Source organism: [Clostridium] celerecrescens 18A, assembly GCF_002797975.1.
GTDB classification, from domain to species: domain Bacteria; phylum Bacillota; class Clostridia; order Lachnospirales; family Lachnospiraceae; genus Lacrimispora; species Lacrimispora celerecrescens.
In genome coordinates, this window is the sequence record NZ_PGET01000001.1 from 1,352,506 (window position 1) to 1,369,011 (window position 16,506).

Annotated in this window: 21 protein-coding genes and 1 pseudogene; 18 read left to right on the forward strand and 4 right to left on the reverse strand. The window is 40.7% G+C overall.

Annotation, left to right across the window (positions count from 1 at the left end; genetic code table 11):
* The first annotated feature begins 522 nt into the window (after positions 1-522).
* From H171_RS06370 to H171_RS06420, 11 genes are all read left to right on the forward strand, one after another.
* The gene (locus H171_RS06370; RefSeq protein WP_100304399.1) at positions 523-735 is read left to right on the forward strand and encodes a hypothetical protein; all 213 of its coding nucleotides are present in this window, start codon (positions 523-525) and stop codon (positions 733-735) included.
* Between the two features lie 449 nt (positions 736-1,184).
* Positions 1,185-1,445 carry a hypothetical protein gene (locus tag H171_RS06375; protein ID WP_100304400.1) on the forward strand — a complete coding sequence of 87 codons (261 nt, stop codon included), beginning with the start codon at positions 1,185-1,187 and terminating at the stop codon, positions 1,443-1,445.
* On the forward strand, positions 1,445-2,374 hold the full coding sequence (locus tag H171_RS24550; protein WP_242976884.1) for a hypothetical protein: 930 nt from the start codon (positions 1,445-1,447) through the stop codon (positions 2,372-2,374). The genes H171_RS06375 and H171_RS24550 overlap by 1 nt, the downstream gene beginning before the upstream one ends.
* Positions 2,375-2,386: 12 nt before the next feature.
* Complete coding sequence (locus H171_RS06385; RefSeq protein ID WP_100304401.1) at positions 2,387-3,439, forward strand: collagen-like domain-containing protein; 1,053 nt, start codon at positions 2,387-2,389, stop codon at positions 3,437-3,439.
* Between the two features lie 338 nt (positions 3,440-3,777).
* A complete protein-coding gene (locus H171_RS06390; RefSeq protein ID WP_100304402.1) occupies positions 3,778-4,206 on the forward strand; it encodes a hypothetical protein in 429 nt (142 codons plus the stop codon).
* The gene (locus H171_RS06395) at positions 4,206-4,343 is read left to right on the forward strand and encodes an XkdX family protein (RefSeq protein ID WP_100304403.1); all 138 of its coding nucleotides are present in this window, start codon (positions 4,206-4,208) and stop codon (positions 4,341-4,343) included. The genes H171_RS06390 and H171_RS06395 overlap by 1 nt, the downstream gene beginning before the upstream one ends.
* A gap of 16 nt (positions 4,344-4,359) precedes the next feature.
* A complete protein-coding gene (locus H171_RS06400; RefSeq protein WP_100304404.1) occupies positions 4,360-5,025 on the forward strand; it encodes a hypothetical protein in 666 nt (221 codons plus the stop codon).
* Positions 5,026-5,038: 13 nt separating this feature from the next.
* Complete coding sequence (locus tag H171_RS06405; RefSeq protein WP_100304405.1) at positions 5,039-5,665, forward strand: collagen-like domain-containing protein; 627 nt, start codon at positions 5,039-5,041, stop codon at positions 5,663-5,665.
* 40 nt (positions 5,666-5,705) lie between these two features.
* Positions 5,706-5,927, forward strand: a complete 222-nt coding sequence (locus H171_RS06410; protein WP_100304406.1) for a hypothetical protein — start codon at positions 5,706-5,708, stop codon at positions 5,925-5,927.
* A gap of 4 nt (positions 5,928-5,931) precedes the next feature.
* Positions 5,932-6,225, forward strand: a complete 294-nt coding sequence (locus H171_RS06415; protein ID WP_100304407.1) for a phage holin family protein — start codon at positions 5,932-5,934, stop codon at positions 6,223-6,225.
* A 72-nt stretch (positions 6,226-6,297) separates the two neighbouring features.
* The gene (locus H171_RS06420) at positions 6,298-7,200 is read left to right on the forward strand and encodes an N-acetylmuramoyl-L-alanine amidase family protein (RefSeq protein WP_100304408.1); all 903 of its coding nucleotides are present in this window, start codon (positions 6,298-6,300) and stop codon (positions 7,198-7,200) included.
* A 292-nt stretch (positions 7,201-7,492) separates the two neighbouring features.
* Here the strand turns inward: H171_RS06420 and H171_RS06425 are convergent, their stop codons facing one another.
* Entirely contained in the window at positions 7,493-8,782 is a 1,290-nt protein-coding gene (locus tag H171_RS06425; protein ID WP_100304409.1) for a LysM peptidoglycan-binding domain-containing protein, read from the reverse strand.
* A gap of 422 nt (positions 8,783-9,204) precedes the next feature.
* Positions 9,205-9,786: pseudogene (gene lexA / locus H171_RS06430) on the reverse strand (transcriptional repressor LexA); the annotation flags it as partial.
* A 130-nt stretch (positions 9,787-9,916) separates the two neighbouring features.
* On the opposite strand from lexA, the gene H171_RS06435 reads away from it, so the two are divergent.
* Positions 9,917-10,225 carry a hypothetical protein gene (locus tag H171_RS06435; protein WP_100304410.1) on the forward strand — a complete coding sequence of 103 codons (309 nt, stop codon included), beginning with the start codon at positions 9,917-9,919 and terminating at the stop codon, positions 10,223-10,225.
* 546 nt (positions 10,226-10,771) lie between these two features.
* On the opposite strand, the gene H171_RS06440 is transcribed toward H171_RS06435, so the two are convergent.
* Together H171_RS06440 and H171_RS06445 are read right to left on the reverse strand one after the other, a co-directional pair.
* Entirely contained in the window at positions 10,772-10,972 is a 201-nt protein-coding gene (locus H171_RS06440; RefSeq protein WP_100304411.1) for a cold-shock protein, read from the reverse strand.
* 504 nt (positions 10,973-11,476) lie between these two features.
* The gene (locus H171_RS06445) at positions 11,477-11,971 is read right to left on the reverse strand and encodes a CarD family transcriptional regulator (protein ID WP_242976886.1); all 495 of its coding nucleotides are present in this window, start codon (positions 11,969-11,971) and stop codon (positions 11,477-11,479) included.
* Between the two features lie 205 nt (positions 11,972-12,176).
* Here H171_RS06445 and H171_RS06450 point away from each other — a divergent pair, with 205 nt between their 5' ends.
* The 6 genes from H171_RS06450 (at position 12,177) to H171_RS06470 (ending at position 16,484) form a co-directional block, all read left to right on the forward strand.
* Positions 12,177-12,377, forward strand: a complete 201-nt coding sequence (locus tag H171_RS06450) for a hypothetical protein (protein ID WP_100304413.1) — start codon at positions 12,177-12,179, stop codon at positions 12,375-12,377.
* A 127-nt stretch (positions 12,378-12,504) separates the two neighbouring features.
* Positions 12,505-12,636: a hypothetical protein gene (locus tag H171_RS24720; RefSeq protein WP_278281724.1), complete on the forward strand. Its 132-nt coding sequence runs from the start codon at positions 12,505-12,507 to the stop codon at positions 12,634-12,636.
* On the forward strand, positions 12,633-14,084 hold the full coding sequence (locus H171_RS06455) for a phage portal protein (RefSeq protein ID WP_100304414.1): 1,452 nt from the start codon (positions 12,633-12,635) through the stop codon (positions 14,082-14,084). The genes H171_RS24720 and H171_RS06455 overlap by 4 nt, the downstream gene beginning before the upstream one ends.
* A 95-nt stretch (positions 14,085-14,179) precedes the next feature.
* The gene (locus H171_RS06460; protein WP_100304415.1) at positions 14,180-14,791 is read left to right on the forward strand and encodes a hypothetical protein; all 612 of its coding nucleotides are present in this window, start codon (positions 14,180-14,182) and stop codon (positions 14,789-14,791) included.
* A 14-nt stretch (positions 14,792-14,805) separates the two neighbouring features.
* Complete coding sequence (locus tag H171_RS06465; protein WP_100304416.1) at positions 14,806-15,150, forward strand: hypothetical protein; 345 nt, start codon at positions 14,806-14,808, stop codon at positions 15,148-15,150.
* A 14-nt stretch (positions 15,151-15,164) separates the two neighbouring features.
* Positions 15,165-16,484: a major capsid protein gene (locus tag H171_RS06470; RefSeq protein ID WP_100304417.1), complete on the forward strand. Its 1,320-nt coding sequence runs from the start codon at positions 15,165-15,167 to the stop codon at positions 16,482-16,484.
* Positions 16,485-16,506: the final 22 nt, after the last annotated feature.

Consider the following 16,506-nt stretch of genomic DNA (forward strand, 5'->3'; position numbering starts at 1 on the left):
AGTATGAATACATATGTAAAGCTGGAAGTGAAGCAACTATTGACACATCTGTGTTTTGCAAGGACTTTAAAGAAAAAAACATGAAAATATTTCTGTGGCCCCGAATTGTATCTGTATGCGTTCCATATATCCCAGCGGCTTTATTTTGGAAGTGAAAGAGCATGCAGAAAGGGTTATTATAAGGACTAACCGTGAGTTGATTGATAACGATAATGGGGGCTTTTTGTGTTTCTGAAGAGTGATTCAGATAAAAATACAAATGGAGAGCGAGGATTGATTCCTCGCTCCTTTTGTATGCCTTTTGTATTGCAAAACGTCAAAATACTATTAAATTTAAATTTCAAAAGGCCTTTTGAGTAAAAACTATTTGAAAAACGTATGTTCTTATAGTATGGTCATATTGTAAGAATAAATGAAAAAGCTACATTCTAAGTGGCAAGTGGGGTTTGTTAGCGATACTAAATAAACTCAAAAAGCTTTTACACTTACAGAAAATAAAAACGCAAAGGAGAAGATATTACAATGATTGATAATGTGAAAAACGTGGAAGAGGCTGTTAAACTGGCAAAACGGACAACTTGCAATGATCTTTTATTTGTTGCAGGCATGGCAAGGTTTTATAATTGCAAGCCATTGAATATGGAGAGGGACGATTTTCTTCTCTTTTTAAGTACACTTTACCATTATGGAAAGATTCAGGGAATACGACAGGAACGAGCAAAGAGAAGAAATTGAATGACAACATTTTAGTGGTTGTCGATTATTTAGCAAAATTAGCTGACAACAATTTTGTGGTGTGTGGTTATTCCTTTGACTGACCAGAAAACTCTAAGGAATAGTGAAGTGAAGGACATTTTCCCGTCACCGTATTTACTGAAGCGAAAATTCGCCTTAGTAAGCTCACATCAAAAAGATAGTGGTTAATAATGATAAATATACGGATTTTTAACGATGGACAAATGTCCGTGGTTGATTATTTTAATGGTGAAAGCTAAAGAGTACTGGCTTGGAAATGGGTTATGAGGTCAAAAAGATATTTGATGCCAATTACGGTGAGGTAAATACATATCATCGTGAAGTTTGGGAAGCGGTTTATCCCGAATATGAAATTTAATAAAGTAATGAGTTTAGAAAGAGCGTCCTTAACCGGACGTTCTTTTTCTACGCCGAAAGGAGGAAATAACTTGAAAAGGGTAATCACATTTACTGAGGAACAGGTAATGCAGATACAGTACATGTTAAATGCCGTCACCGTAACCGGTATCCAGAATGCCAAGCAGGTGGCAGCCATTGCGCAAATGTTGGAGTTGGGAATGCCGGAGGAAATTAATGAGTCCGCAGAGAGCGAAAAATTTAAAGACGTGTATTCGCCGGTCGATTGGGAAAACCCGCCTGAAAGAAAGACCACAATCAGTAACGAAAAAAAGAAAGAGGGTGCCAGTTAATGGCTTATGGACCATATTACTACATAACTGACTGGAAAAATGAACCTTCGCAGGAAACACCCATAAACCGTACAAATCTCCTTAAAATTGAGAATGGCATTAAAGAGGCAGATAACCGGATTGTTCAGCTTGATGCCAAGAAGGCAGAGCAGGCCCTTGTAAACACCCTTGTAAAAGAAATTACCCTGGATACGGATACAGGTATCCTGACCGTGACCCAACAGAATGGAACAGTAACTACTTATGACCTGGCCATTGAAAAGGTTGTAGCAAACTTTGACATTAATGATGATAATGAGCTGGTTCTCACCTTGGCAGACGGCACACAGAAGGTAATTGACCTTACCCGGTTTGTCTATTCCGTGGACAGTACATCTACGATTGCAATGAAAATCCTTAACCGGACTATTACCGCAGAGATCGTTGACGGTTCTGTGACCATGGCTAAATTGGACGCTTCCATACAGATGGAACTTAGGCAGTACATGCTTGATGCTCAGGCAGCCAGGGATATGTCCCTCCAATATCAGAATAATGCCAAGATCTTCCGGGATCAGACGGAGGTAATTGCAAACGAGGCCGTAACAGACATAGCTGCAGCCGGGGGCCGTGTAGATGAAACCTTGACAGAGTTTAATTCCCTGCTTATGAACGGGTATTTCAATGGACCGATGGGGCCGCAGGGGCTACAAGGAAATCAGGGGGCCACGGGGGCCACAGGAGGACAGGGGCCACAGGGGATTCAGGGGATCCAAGGTCCTCGTGGGCCACAAGGGGAACGAGGATCTGATGCTGTAGTGACGCAGACTAATGGTAATTATATTTTCCAGATACGAGATGGACACTTATATGTGATTTACCCAGACTCTTCTTCTGAGCCGCCGCCAGTGCATATTAATGAAGCAGGACATTTTATAGTGACTTTTTAAAGGAGGTCAGATATGGCAGAATTGGATTTAGGCTCAGTAATTGGGCCGCAGGGTCCGATAGGACCAAAAGGAGATACTGGAGCTCAGGGACCAACCGGAGCCACAGGTGCAACCGGTGCAAAGGGAGATACTGGTCAGCGCGGGAGCCTCTGGTATAACGGAACCGGGATAACTGGCACAAGTACAACTGCCACAGTATTTAGTGGATCAGGAGTTTCAGCCGCCCTTGTGAACGATTATTACCAAAATACTAGCACAGGTGCGGATAGGGGCAGGATATACCGATGTACGGTAGCCGGTGCCGCTACGGTGGCTAAATGGGTGTATGCAGGTACTAATTTAGGACCGCAGGGAGAACAGGGAATTCAGGGAGAAACAGGCGCTACCGGAGCAACAGGTCCTAAAGGTGATACTGGGGCAACAGGAGCAACTGGGCCAAAAGGTGATAAAGGAGATAAGGGAGACAAGGGGGATACCGGGGCAACAGGCCCGAATGCAGCAAACTTAATCAGTGCCACAGACGTTCAGGGATTGGTTGGCACAGCAGGGGGAAGCTCTACGGTGCAGCTGCTTATCAATGCAATCGCTGATAAGGTAGCCAACAAATTACTTTTAAAAACCGATGTGGTAAGCCAGATTGTAAACGATGCTTCTAAGGCTGCCAGTATGGCGGCGTTGTATTCTCTCAAACAAACTACTGATACACTAAATAGCAATTTAGCATTGAAAGCTAATGCGAGTGATTTACAAAACTTGTCGGCTGATTTAAAGTATTTTTCACAAACAACAATTCTCATAGGAAACAGTGAAAATATCGCTGTGCAGTGCACAAGGCGCGGTCATGTTGTGGATATCGTTTTTAAGGGAAGTAAGCCTATATCTTTCCCTGCAGGTGGATTTGCTTTCTTTACTTTAGCAGAACAATTTCGCCCATCTGACTATAAATACATCAGCGCTTATGGGTTTGATATGCTTATACAGATCGCACCAAACGGAGAAGTGCTTACTTATCAAGAGTCAGCTAGCAGAATCATTCAAGGACAGTGTTCTTTTACCGTAGAATGATCACTTATACGATTGTGGTTGTTCCTGTACTGACGTCATTAAACGATCCGTCCGGATTGACCGTAAATGTGAAATTGCTCAAATATAGGTGGTTATCCCTTATGCCAAGTCTTGTAGCGGTACCTGTGGCAAAATTACGTGATGTAATATATGTTCCGGTAGCATCGTTATAGATAGTCGATCTTAATGTATTTTCGCTATTAATTAAACTCATAGACTTCTGTACACCACTACCAAACAGTCCAACTAAATTGCTATTTAGTAGAAAAGAGAAACTTAAAAACTGGTCCCTCATAGGGGCTTATTTTATTGCCTGAATACGGGCGGAAAGGAATCTTATGAGTATTGAAAAAATCAAATTCGGTGATCAGGTATTCGACCTGGTGCCCGCAGGTGTAGATCTTGTAGATGGTGGAGGAACCATCAAATTTCTGATGGGAGAAAAGCGCTTTGAGGAGATCGAAACCATCCTGCAGGCCAATAGTACCATCAAGCAGATTGCCCGATCAGGCGATACAGACTGGTCGCGATCTGATCTGGTTTATGGTGATTTTGTATCAAGAGATGCCAACTATGTAATAGGTACGGCGGATGATGGTGTAACCGTCATTACGGCCGCTGTAATGATTGCCACGTTCCGTACACCAGATTTACGCGAAAGGGTAACAGCACTGGAAAAAGAAAATGAGAATATCAAAAAGGAAAATGCAGCAATGAAAGAAAGTTTAGGAACTCTGATTTTAAATAACTTAGAGGAGGTTAAATAATGTTTGATATGCTGAAGTGGTTATACGATGGTGGAAAAGGAAAGTTGACTATCAATGGCCTGGTAAATGCTGTCATAAAGGGCTGGATTACCGAAGCACAGAAACAGGAGATCATTGGAACAATAGACAGCCAGTAAAACAGGGAGGGGAGATATGATACTTGACTTCCAAGTCAACAAGCAAAATTTAATTAGAGCAGACACCGAACAGCCGGCGGCCCAGAGTATGCAGTATCTTATGTGTCGGTTTACCTTCCAGTCTGATGATTGGGACAGCATGGAAAAGCACGCTGTCTTTCGGAAATATCTAAGTGATAGCATTGATGCCTATACGCTCCCGTTGAATAGCGAAGGAGTCGCTATGGTTCCGTCAGAAGTTATCACAGCTAGAGGCTTTGAGGCATCTGTATACGGTTATAATGATGGGCAGCGGATTACCACGAACAAGATATACATTTCGATTCAGGAAACTGGATATGAGCAGGGAAAAGTACCAAGCGTCCCTGCTCATGATTTATATGAGCAACTCCTTGATGCCATGAAAAAGCAGGTAAATGGTTTGTCTTATGAATCAGGATACATGCAACTCATGGCAGGGGGGATGTCAATAGGCGAAAGGGTCCGTGTATCAGGAACAAATGAAACCCGGGAAATAGAATTTACTAATGATGGGACCTATATAAAGTGGCGGTATACAGATAGCAATGATTGGCAGCAACTGGTAAGCCTTCAGGCAATTACCGGTCCGCAGGGTCCACCGGGGGCAACGCCAGAATTTGAAGTGAGATCGGGGCGCCTAATCGCAAAGTATAATGAATAAGGAAGTGAAAGAAATGGCGGTAAGAGAAGAAGATTTAGGAAGTGTCATCGGCCCTCAGGGCCCTCAAGGAATACAGGGGGAAGTCGGCCCGACTGGTGCAAAAGGTGATAAGGGCGAAGATGGAGCAAAATGGCTCACAGGTACCTCTGCTCCATCAACTCAAGGTACGAACGGGGATTATTATTTAAATACCAGCAACTGGGATGTATATCAGAAAGCATCGGGCACTTGGTCTAAAACAGGAAATATCAAAGGTGCTACAGGTGCCAAGGGTGATAAAGGCGATCCGGGTGCGACCGGAGCCCAAGGACCAAAGGGGGATCCTTTTGCTATTGCCAAGACCTATACAAGCGTAGCTGCAATGAATTCAGGATATTCCACGGACGGTGTTGGTGTTGGACAGTTCGTAGTGATTGATACCGGAAATGTTGAAGATGTTGACAATGCGAAGTTGTATTTAAAAGGGGTTACTGCCTATACCTACATTACGGATATGTCCGGGTCGACCGGCTTAACAGGTCCTCAGGGGCCAAAGGGCGCAACGGGTGCGACAGGCCCTAAAGGCGATAAGGGTGATCAAGGGGTATCTCCCATGTTTGAACTTAGAAGCGGGCATTTATTTGCTATCTATCCGGAATAGCAGAGGTTGTGACAATTTATAGAAAGCATGAGGTAATTATATGCCTACAGAAATAATGGTGGCACTTATTAGTTTGGCCGGCAGTGGGGTGGGGGCTTTTATAGGAATCCTGGCATCTGCAAAGCTTACTAATTATCGCCTAGAGCAGTTGGAAAAGAAGGTTGACAAACATAATACTGTAATTGAACGCACTTTTAGGCTTGAGGAACAAATGAAAGTTGCAAATCACCGCATAGCGGATTTAGAGGAAAAAGGAGATTGATTATATGGAACAGATCATGAATTACGTAAAACCGGAACTTATTATTGTAGCGGTGGTGCTGTACTTTCTGGGAATGGGCCTTAAGCAGAGCCAGACGGTCAAGGACAAGTACATTCCGCTGGTAAATGGTGCTGTAGGAATCGTTCTGTGCGGCGTATATGTCTTAGCTACCAGTGCCTGCCAGACTGGGCAGGAAATTGCTATGGCGATATTTACGGCCATTACGCAGGGTGTTCTGGTTGCAGGATTGAGTACATATGTAGATCAGATTATTAAGCAGTCTAGAAAAACTGAATAATTGTTGTGATATCACAACTTTTGGGCCTGGGATTATCCTGGGCCTTTTCTATTTGAAAGGAAGGGTAGATTTATGAAAATCTGTTTAGATGCTGGTCATTATGGAAAATACAATAAAAGCCCTGCTGATGGGCGATATTACGAATCAGACATGGTATGGAAACTTCACTTGATGCTTAAAAGATATTTAGAGGAGTACGGCATGCAGGTAATTACTACCCGTGTAGATCAGGCAACAGATCGGGCACTCTATGATAGAGGGACAGCATCAGCCGGGTGTAATCTATTCATTTCTTTGCACAGTAATGCCACAGGCTCCGGATTGAATAATAACGTTGACTATCCGGTATCTTATTGTGCTATCAACGGCAGAGCGGACGATATTGGCCTTGCTTTGGCAAAAGCGGTACAAGTTACCATGCAGACCAAACAGGCCGCCAGAATCGAACACAGGGCGGGTAACAACGGGGATTACTATGGGGTTCTGCGTGGTGCTTCCGCAGTAGGCACTCCTGCACTTATCCTGGAGCATTCCTTTCACACAAACGCTTCGGTAACTGCCTGGCTCTTAAATAACGAAAACCTTGTACGCTTAGCAAAAGCAGAAGCAGACGTTATAGCAGCGCATTTTGGCATTCAGAAGGAAAAGAAATCCGGGTGGAAACAGGAGGACGGCGGTTGGCGTTTCTACAATGGCGATAACGGGGAATACGTGCGGAATAACTGGCACCATGATATAGAAAAGGACCTTTGGTACTGGTTTGATGGCGCTGGTATGATGGTCACAAACACATGGTATCAGTATAAAGGCGGCTGGTATTATCTCAACGCAGATGGTGTTATGCTAAAAGGTACTCTGATCGCAGAATCCGAAAAGGTTTATTGCCTGGATAGCGAGGGCAAAATGGTTGTGGAACCGGTCATGCTCACGCCGGGACAGGATGGGGCGCTGCAGTACCCGGGGTTGGCAGAGTAAATAAAAAGAGCAAAAGCCTACTGGGATAGACTTTTGCTCTAAGATGCAGAGGCCGCTGCACCTATGTACGATGTGTACACATCTAATAATATGGCTTTATTAATAATAATATGCTAGGACCAATTAAAAAATTGCTACATATAATATATTGTACGAAGACATTGTACGATCATTTATATAAATCTCCTTTATTTGTAGACTTCTGTAAGGCGGGTATCCGGAAATTCCGAGCCCGCCTATAAAAGATACTTTGCAATCTGCCAATAACACAGGTGTTTTAATCCTTCAAGCATTAAAAGGACAACTTCTGGATGTAATATTGAGTATTAATAATAAACCACATTTGGGTATCAAATCTCATAATAGTCCAGAGAGATAAACCTTGAAGATCATATTCTGCTACCAGCCCGGCTCTTGCCTCAAAACTTCTCGCATCATTAAACCACACTAAGTGAAGAATCCCGTCACTATCCATATAATAGAAAAAAGGTGACTGTGCTGCTTCGTTAAATTGTATTGGTATATTGTTATCTGCTGCAATCTGTATTGCATTATTGTTTGCTATAGCAGTTGCTTCTGTTGCACCCGGAACATAGGGTAGTGTCCAATCATAACCGAGTGTAGTGATTCCTAAGAATAATAATTCGAGTGGAATAATACTGGTTACGTAGTCTAATAGTTCTCTTAAAACATTAACCGGAAAAATTGAACTTGGGTAACTATAAAATCTAGCCCAATCATAAGAAGCAAATAGAATCCCATCTACATATCCAGATAATCGTGAATAATCCAACTTTTCAAAGCTGACAATAGGCCCCTGAATATTCATAATTGGCGTTGTGGTTATTAGTACTCTATAACCTTCAGAACGAAATATAGCTGAAGCCTTTTTAATGTATTCTACAATACTGTTTATGTTATCCGGTGTAATATCTTCGATATACATATTCACTCCATAATAACCCTTTGTTTTTACCATTTGAAGAATATTATCAATAAGACGATCTTGCACAGAAGAGTTATTTAAAATATTCTGAGTTACTTCACGAATAATAGTTCCTTCTTCCGTAATCGTAGAAACAAACATCATGGGCGCAACACCATAAGTTTTAGCCAACTGAATTACATCAGAATCGTCAGCAATAGTAATAATTTCTCCTTCACTTGTAGCCCTATAATTGAATATAGTCAAATATGTTAAAAAAGGGAGCGTTTTTATTAAAACAGATTTATCTATATATGAAAAAGTATAACCACTAGTGGCAATTGTTCTTGTTTTGTTAGTTTGATAGCTTAAGACTATCGTTTCACCGGCATACAAAAATTCTCTGTCAGAAAGATAGGGATTATTTCTTAATAAAGCCATTGGCGTAGTACCATGCTGCTCTGCAATACTCTCCAAAGTATCGCCGGGTTGGACAACATAGAGTGTTTCTGGCTGTACAATCACGATAGTTTGACCAATTGCTAAATTGCCAGGGTTTGTAATTCCGTTTTCCAATATTAAACTGTCAACTGGGATTTTATAATAATCTGATATTGATTTTATGGTTTCACCGGGTTGGACAACATGTATGATCATGGAATCCCTCAAATGATCTTATTAATACTATTATATGCTAATCTTACATGTTCATAACATCATAATGTAGATATAATACTAGCGGCCTGGGCGGGCAGCCAGGAGCATACCAAGCCATCCACTATTGATTTTTCGAACGTTCGTGCCGATTCCAAATACTCCCATATGTTTTCCTATCTATTGTAATACTGCTCAAACCATCGTGGTTTTCTCATATATTCAGCTTTTTCTTTCGTTTCCTTACCAGACTCCCTAAAAAATCCGCAGCTTGTATGATCGGCTCCGCAACCTTCTTTATCTCTAATGTAATGGGGGCAATGGTTAATGTCCTCCGCGAGCCCACAATTTCCTAACATGCTAACACCTCGATTGTCTGTTCTGTTAATGGTGGAAATAAAAGGAGGGAAGCACTGTGGCTTCCCAATTCTTGTTAATGAATGCCTACTCTGAATAATCCAATTGTCCATTGAATCGTTTTCTGGTTGCAGGCGGTAATGACTCTTTTCTTTAAAAAACCGTTTTACTGTAGCCGAGTCATCGACCAGTGCATCAACAATATCCCCATTATGCGCAGTTGCTCGGTATTCTACGATAATCTGATCGCCTTCAAGAATACCTGCGTTGACCATACTGTTTCCTTTAACTTTTAATATAAAGGTCTCTGCATTTGGAAGTAATTCAGCTGATATGGGATAATAGTTCTCAATGTTTTCCTCTGCATAAAGAGGCAGTCCGGCCGCTACGGTTCCGAGGAGCGGAACGTTCACAACCTCCCGGCGTGTCAGCTGGAAACAATCGTCTATGATTTCAATGGATCTTGGCTTAGTTGGGTCTCTTCTTATGTATCCCTTTTCCTCGAGAATCGACAAATGAGAATGGACGGAAGAAGTTGATTTTAAATTAACTGCTTCACATATTTCTCGGACCGATGGGGGATAGCCATTCTTTAAGATTGATTTTTTTATATACTCTAAAATTTCCTTTTGGCGTTCTGAAATGTCCACATTTAACCCGTCCTTTATTTTGTTTTACTGATAATAGCATACTTAGATGCAAAAAGCAAACGTTTGTTCGAAAAAGACTATACACGTAAAGTAATTTGTAGTATCATTATAGAAAAGGTAGGTGATTAAGATGATGGATACTATATCCAAGGATTTATATAGTAAAGTTATGAAGGCCCAATATCAGATGATTGAAGCTTTTTTAGATTATGTGAACTATGAAGATGAAATAGCAGACGGTTTGACAGGAATGTCATATATATTATTTTGTGAAAACATTCCATTTTCTTTTGATGGGCAATGCATAGCGGTACCTGATTTTGGATTAAAAATATCTTCTGGAGAAAAAGAGAAATTATATGTTGAATTTGAAAATGTAAAGAAATCCGAATGTTATCCTGCAGAGGTCTATAATAAATATTTAGAAAAGAGAAAATAGCAATTTGAATAATACGAAATCGGCCCTAACAACTACTCAGGCAAACATCGATACCCGTATTCCGTCTCGAATCGCTTTCCGATGGAATGATGGAGGAGCCCTACAGCTCTACATAGATGGTGTCTATTATGCATCGATAGAATTTATTGATAAATGATCATTTACTGTAGTGTAATAGGTGATCTGAGTATGCACCAGAATACTTTTAAACTTTCGGAGGCGAAACTTGGGCTTGTGTTATAGGCCATCAATCTAAATCCAGCTGGGGTTAAAGAGACGGCACTTATCTCTACGTCTGCCCACCCAGCCCCCATACCCCCTTTACTTAAAAGTATGGCGTAATTATCATCTGATAGGGGCGTGCCAAACGGGATGTCATAAATTGCGCTGCCAAGTGGTTGTAATGCGCTTACAGTGTAAGACCAGTGCTGTGCATTTTTTGCCAAATTATTACTTAGGTTATTTAAATTGCTATTTAATTAATTATGAAGGTAGTAGACAAAATAAAAAAAGACCACTTATAAGCAGTCTTTCTTATCACTTGGTTTATGCAATTTGAACATTAACAGCCTGTAATCCACGATTACCTTCTGTTACATCAAATGTTACAGACTGACCATCGTCTAAAGACTTATAGCCGTCCATAGCAAGACCTGAGAAATGAACGAAAATTTCGTTACCCTGCTCGTCAGCGATAAAACCAAATCCCTTTTGTGCATTAAACCATTTTACTGTACCTTTATTCATGAAAGATACCTCCTTAAATATTAATATTGTATTTTTGCTAAAACTAAAAATCGCATATATATGTAAATCATCAATAGAATAATGACTTACGTATATATGCGAAATCAAGACCTTATTTAAATACCTATCTATCTTAACACAATGGTTTAAATAAGTCAAGAAAAACTTGCAAAGAAGGCCACATTGAAAAAATCATCAAAAAAAGCACAACGCAAAGCGGGAAAGGTGTTCCAGGCTTAGAATATTGGGAGATTAGTTTATAAGGTAATCAAGTGATTAGTTAAGTCTCGACTAACCACCAGATACCTTGGGAGATCCACCTTACTGGTGATTATTTCTATTTTTTATATTTTACTATAAATTCACGTTGGCTTTGCATTAAAACAGATCTTATCTGTGGGGAAAATAATGATGGAAATATTGGTTAATATAGTTGAAATGGTTTTGACATGCTGATAAGGGATGATAATGAATTGCATTTGATAAATGTAAAATGGTTTAGGATCATTGTTCATAGATAAATGGGATAACTTCTTCACGCTTAATGTTCAATACATAAGCGAACTCCTCACAAAGTGTTTTTTCAGCATCTTTGAGAAAGCATTCGTCAGAATCCTGTAGTTTCTTGTCTTTATTTGTGCTTTTTAGCTCTTGTTTACGACTACGCAAAGTTTTTATCATTTCTATAAGTTCGGAACGGTTACCATCTGCAAGAACCTGGCCGTATAATTCTTTGCGCTTTCGATTATCCTTTATCCAATTGTGGTCTTTACTCGACAATTTCTTGACTAGAAAGAAAATTTCATCGGCAGAAAGAATGTGGCGAATTTCAGTTTTTCTTCTGTCACTTATAGCTGAGACGTATAATGTCGAGGCAGTATGGTAAACAGGCTTGAGCACGTAATATGGGCGGATTTTTTCATCCATGCACATATCCTGTAATCCGGTAACCCTACAAACACCATGACTTCCGTATATGATGACATCACCTATGTTCATAATATTTCACCTCTTTCTAATAAAATAAAAAGTGCGGTTCACTAAAACTGGACTTACGTCCCTGTAAAGCAAACCACACGTTCGATATTTATATTATAGCACAATTGTAGATGAAATGTATACGGTAATTTACTCCAAAGTTCACGACTATATCATGGGCTTATCTATTTAGTATTTTCCGGAGTGCCGGGAGAAAGGTGGAATTATGAAAGTGTGGAATAGAAAATATGATAATGATCACAAAGAACTAGAAGAGAAGATAATGGTAAAAGACCAATATAACAGAATGATGATGATAAGAGTTGCGAAGAAATACAATCTGGACGATCAGATCAATACAAGAATTGAATTAGAATATCACAGTAGTAAAAATTATGAAGTTTCTATATCGGATCTACTAAATTAAATTGCTATTTTAGAATAGACCTCAAGATTCCCACATTTCCCATTCATAATATGATAATATGGTATCAGTGAAAAGTATATCAACATGCGCTTGGCTTCGGCTAGGCGCATTTTTCGTGGGTGAAATTATGGAAAAAAGATTTGAAAAGCCAAAGCAAAATAAAAAAGAATCTATCTGGAGAGATAAAAGTGCCAAACACCCAGAAGGCAAATCTTCCAGTGGGATGACTTTTAGGGTTAAGAAGGTGATAAGTGGATGAACAAACTCAGTTACATTGATATTTGCAAAGGTGCATTCGGGCGCAAGGTAGCATATACCAGTGTTTCGACCATTACTTCCGAAAATATTTTGAAAGTAGTTGGTAGGGCGGTTAGTATCCTGAATTATAATAGGCCGTTCATTCGTTATCTTCATGATTACTATATGGGGGATCAGCCAATTTTGTACAGGGAAAAGGCAGTGCGCCCAGAAATTAATAATAAGACAGTGGAAAATCATGCTTTGGAAATAGTGCGTTTTAAGGCAGGTCAGACATACGGTGAGCCTATCCAATACGTGAGCCGAAAAAAAGATGAGAACATTAATAAAGCTGTTGATGCACTTAATGATTACATGAGGGACGCTCATAAGCAGGCAAGAGATATTGAACTTGGAACATGGCAAAGTTCGGTAGGTACTGCATATAAGGCCACCTTAAAAGCAGGCAAAAACAATCCGGTTCCCTTCTGGATACACATTCCCACGCCGTTAAATACAATTGTTGTATATTCGCAGGTAGATGGCCGGGATATGCTTTCAATTCAGCAGTTAAAAGACGAAAACGAGCAACAGTACTATCTTTGTTTTTCCGAAGATAAATACTTCATTATTAAGAATGGCCGGATTACCGATAACAATATTAATGGATTTGGAGGAATTCCTATAATAGAATATCCTAATAATCCGGATCGGTTATCTGACATTGAAATCGTAATTACAGCTTTGGATCAGATGAACAAAATGCAGTCTGATCGAATGAATGGCATTGAGCAGTTTGTTCAGGCATTTATGCTTTTTAAAAACTGTGAGATTTCAAAAGATGAATTTATAGAAATGAGCCAGTTGGGTGCAATACAGGTTAAAGATTCGGGCCAAGCCAATAAGTCAGATGTGAAGCTTATGACTGCTGAACTTAATCAAGAGCAAACTCAGGTATCCAAAGACGATGTATATCGTCAAGTGCTTGTGGTTGAGGGAATGCCAGATCGTCAGCAAAATACCGGCGGTGATACCGGCCAAGCGGTTTATCTTAGAAATGGTTGGGATTTTGCAGAACAGAGGGCAAAACTCGATGAACCATTCATTATTGAGGCAGAAAAGAAACATTGTCAAATCGTGCTTAATATCATCAAGCAGACAACCAATGATGTTCCTTTGACAGTAAGAGATTTTGATGTTAAAATCACTCGAAACTCAACTGACAATATGCTTGTTAAGGCACAGGCATTGGATTATTTATTGAAAAACAAAGTTAACCCATTAATTGCTTTAACCACTTGCGGTCTGTTTGGAGACCCTGAAAAGGTATGGTTAATGAGTAAACCCTATATGGATACAATATTTAAAACGCAAGAACAATTAGATGTTGAAGTAGAAAAAGGAAGAGCATATGAATTGCTAAAGAATCAATCGAATAATGCAGTAGCTAAAACAGGAGAAGCCGAATAGCTTTTCTTTTTTATTTTGGAGCTATCCGTCAAATAGCACAATCCGGCAGGTGCGACCTGCGTTACCAAAAGCGTGGATAGAAGGAGGAAATTATTATGACCAGAGAACAGGCTAAGAAGAATTTGATAGCATTAGGCGTTGCTGAACCGACCGATGAGCAGATTACGGGTTATCTTAATCAGCACAATGGGGAAGTAAAAAAGGTTCAGGAAGACGCTGATAAATGGAAGAAAGAGGCTGAAAAGGCCGAAGAGTTACAGGCAAAACTTGACGGGATTGAACAGCAGAACCTTACAGATTTGGAAAAGGAAAAGAAAGCTAGGGAAGCGGCTGAAAAGAATGCCGCTGATTTACAGAAGCAGCTTACTCAATCTGCTGTAGAAGGTATCTTTGCAAAGGCGAATTTATCAGGAGAAGAATTTGCTGGAATGATGGGTGCTTTGTCTGCTTTAGATATGGAGGCGGCAAAGACCAGTGCTGAAGCCTTTGTGACTGGAATTTCCAAGCGTGATGAAGCAAATAAGACACAATGGCAGAAAGAAATATTTGACAAAACACCGAATCCGGGTGCAGGAGATCCACCAGCAAATACAGATCCAGGCAAGAAGAGTGCTGCCGCCGAATACGCAAAGCAGTATTCCCAGAATAAAAACCCGCAGCCGGTTGCTACACCTATCGCCGGTGCGCAACCGGGAACATTAATTTAAGGAGGAATTGAGATATGGCTTATATGAAAGTTATTCAGGGAGAAACGCTCCCTAACTTTTTGGAAAGTGCCGTAGGATTGGTACAGAAAACAGAAATGGTTACTCAGGATAAAGCAGAAACTGTAGGCACCAAGAAACTGATTTATGGTGGCACAGCATTCCCGGCCAATGATGGGACAGCCACAGGTATTGTATTTGAAACTGTTGACATGACTGATGATGAGAAGCGGCCTGCCAGTATAATTAGGGCCGGCAGAATCTATGGGAATAGATTAAAGACCGCATTGTCAGCCGCAGCAAAAACAGCTTTGGAAGCAAAAGGCTTTGTAATTCTTGATGCTCCCGAAGTTGAATTTTAATTGGAGGTGCTAAAATGCCATTTAATGTATTGGACGCTATTAGCGTAGATGAAAGACTGAATTTTGCCCAGAACTTTGCAGTTGCAAGGCCGACTGTTCTGGATACCATTTTCCCGGATATTAAAACCCAGCATTTTAAAGCGGAGTATTATCGATTAATGCAGGGGCAGAACTTGCCGACACCGGCATTTGTACATGCCCTGGATACCGAAGCCCATATTGGTGTCCGCCCAACATTTGAGAAAGTATTGACTGAAAAACTTTTCATCAAAGAGAAAATTAATCAGTCAGAGCAGCTTCAGATGTATATTACTAACGGCGTACCTGATGATGACGGCTTAATCAAGTGGGTATTTGATGATATTGGCCGGCTGTCTGAAAGCGTTGTTACCAGAACCAAAATTGCTAAAGGTCAGTTAATGAGCCGTGGTATCATGAAAATCAAGGAGAACAACCTTGATATGGTTATTGATTTTGGAATCCCGGCAGAACAGAAGATTGTTTTTGGTGACTGGTCAGATCCGGAATATGATATCTTCTCTGACTTTCAGCGAGCGGTAAAGATTCTGAAAGACCAGGGCAAGCTTGTCACTAAAGTGTTGACTTCTGATACACAGATCCAGCGTATGAGAAAAAATAAATCCATTCAGACAGCTATTTATGGAGCAATCAATCTTGGTAAACTTGTTACCATGGCCGAGTTACGTTCAATTCTTCTGGAAGAATTCGGATTCTCCCTTGAATCTTGTGATGAAAGGTACGCATATGTAAAGGTTGACGGCTCCCGGGCAAACGGACGTTATTTTGATGAGGATAAAGTTACTTTTTATACGGCTAATGCGTCTGGTGGTGCTGGTGTTGGCCTATGGGGACCTACTCCTGAAGAGGCTGATTATGCAGCGTTCCAGGAAGCATTGCAGAAAATGTATGTAACTGTAACCATGTGGTCTACAAAAGACCCGGTGGCTAAATGGACTAAGGCTTCCGGTATGTTTATCCCGGTTCTTCCAGACCCATATGGAATTGTAATTGCCACCGTAGTGACTGGTTCTGGAACACTTGGAACCCTGACGGTTAATTCTATTGCTGGTACGGCTACGGGTGATACCAAAGTAACTGCTTCCCCAGCAAAGGCAAGCGGAAATTCCTATAAGTATAAAGTGGGCGATTCCGCGACCGCTGTAACCTATGGACAGAATGTCCAGACATGGAGTGCTTGGGACGGTAGTGCGGATATTACGGCAGCAACTGGCAAGGTGATTACCATTGTTGAATGTGACTCCAGCTACAAGGCAGTTAAGGCAGGTAATGCTACGGTAACGGCTAAATCATAAGAAAGGCGGTGAGGTGAGTGGA

What these genes read in the sequence shown, in the direction of transcription:
- H171_RS06370 (WP_100304399.1), top strand. Translation starts at nt 523, where the DNA reads ATGATTGATAATGTGAAAAACGTGGAAGAGGCTGTTAAACTGGCAAAA.
- H171_RS24550 (WP_242976884.1), top strand. Translation starts at nt 1,445, where the DNA reads ATGGCTTATGGACCATATTACTACATAACTGACTGGAAAAATGAACCT.
- H171_RS06385 (WP_100304401.1), top strand. Translation starts at nt 2,387, where the DNA reads ATGGCAGAATTGGATTTAGGCTCAGTAATTGGGCCGCAGGGTCCGATA.
- H171_RS06390 (WP_100304402.1), top strand. Translation starts at nt 3,778, where the DNA reads ATGAGTATTGAAAAAATCAAATTCGGTGATCAGGTATTCGACCTGGTG.
- H171_RS06395 (WP_100304403.1), top strand. Translation starts at nt 4,206, where the DNA reads ATGTTTGATATGCTGAAGTGGTTATACGATGGTGGAAAAGGAAAGTTG.
- H171_RS06400 (WP_100304404.1), top strand. Translation starts at nt 4,360, where the DNA reads ATGATACTTGACTTCCAAGTCAACAAGCAAAATTTAATTAGAGCAGAC.
- H171_RS06405 (WP_100304405.1), top strand. Translation starts at nt 5,039, where the DNA reads ATGGCGGTAAGAGAAGAAGATTTAGGAAGTGTCATCGGCCCTCAGGGC.
- H171_RS06410 (WP_100304406.1), top strand. Translation starts at nt 5,706, where the DNA reads ATGCCTACAGAAATAATGGTGGCACTTATTAGTTTGGCCGGCAGTGGG.
- H171_RS06415 (WP_100304407.1), top strand. Translation starts at nt 5,932, where the DNA reads ATGGAACAGATCATGAATTACGTAAAACCGGAACTTATTATTGTAGCG.
- H171_RS06420 (WP_100304408.1), top strand. Translation starts at nt 6,298, where the DNA reads ATGAAAATCTGTTTAGATGCTGGTCATTATGGAAAATACAATAAAAGC.
- H171_RS06425 (WP_100304409.1), bottom strand. Translation starts at nt 8,782, where the DNA reads ATGATCATACATGTTGTCCAACCCGGTGAAACCATAAAATCAATATCA.
- H171_RS06435 (WP_100304410.1), top strand. Translation starts at nt 9,917, where the DNA reads ATGATGGATACTATATCCAAGGATTTATATAGTAAAGTTATGAAGGCC.
- H171_RS06440 (WP_100304411.1), bottom strand. Translation starts at nt 10,972, where the DNA reads ATGAATAAAGGTACAGTAAAATGGTTTAATGCACAAAAGGGATTTGGT.
- H171_RS06445 (WP_242976886.1), bottom strand. Translation starts at nt 11,971, where the DNA reads ATGAACATAGGTGATGTCATCATATACGGAAGTCATGGTGTTTGTAGG.
- H171_RS06450 (WP_100304413.1), top strand. Translation starts at nt 12,177, where the DNA reads ATGAAAGTGTGGAATAGAAAATATGATAATGATCACAAAGAACTAGAA.
- H171_RS24720 (WP_278281724.1), top strand. Translation starts at nt 12,505, where the DNA reads ATGGAAAAAAGATTTGAAAAGCCAAAGCAAAATAAAAAAGAATCTATC.
- H171_RS06455 (WP_100304414.1), top strand. Translation starts at nt 12,633, where the DNA reads ATGAACAAACTCAGTTACATTGATATTTGCAAAGGTGCATTCGGGCGC.
- H171_RS06460 (WP_100304415.1), top strand. Translation starts at nt 14,180, where the DNA reads ATGACCAGAGAACAGGCTAAGAAGAATTTGATAGCATTAGGCGTTGCT.
- H171_RS06465 (WP_100304416.1), top strand. Translation starts at nt 14,806, where the DNA reads ATGGCTTATATGAAAGTTATTCAGGGAGAAACGCTCCCTAACTTTTTG.
- H171_RS06470 (WP_100304417.1), top strand. Translation starts at nt 15,165, where the DNA reads ATGCCATTTAATGTATTGGACGCTATTAGCGTAGATGAAAGACTGAAT.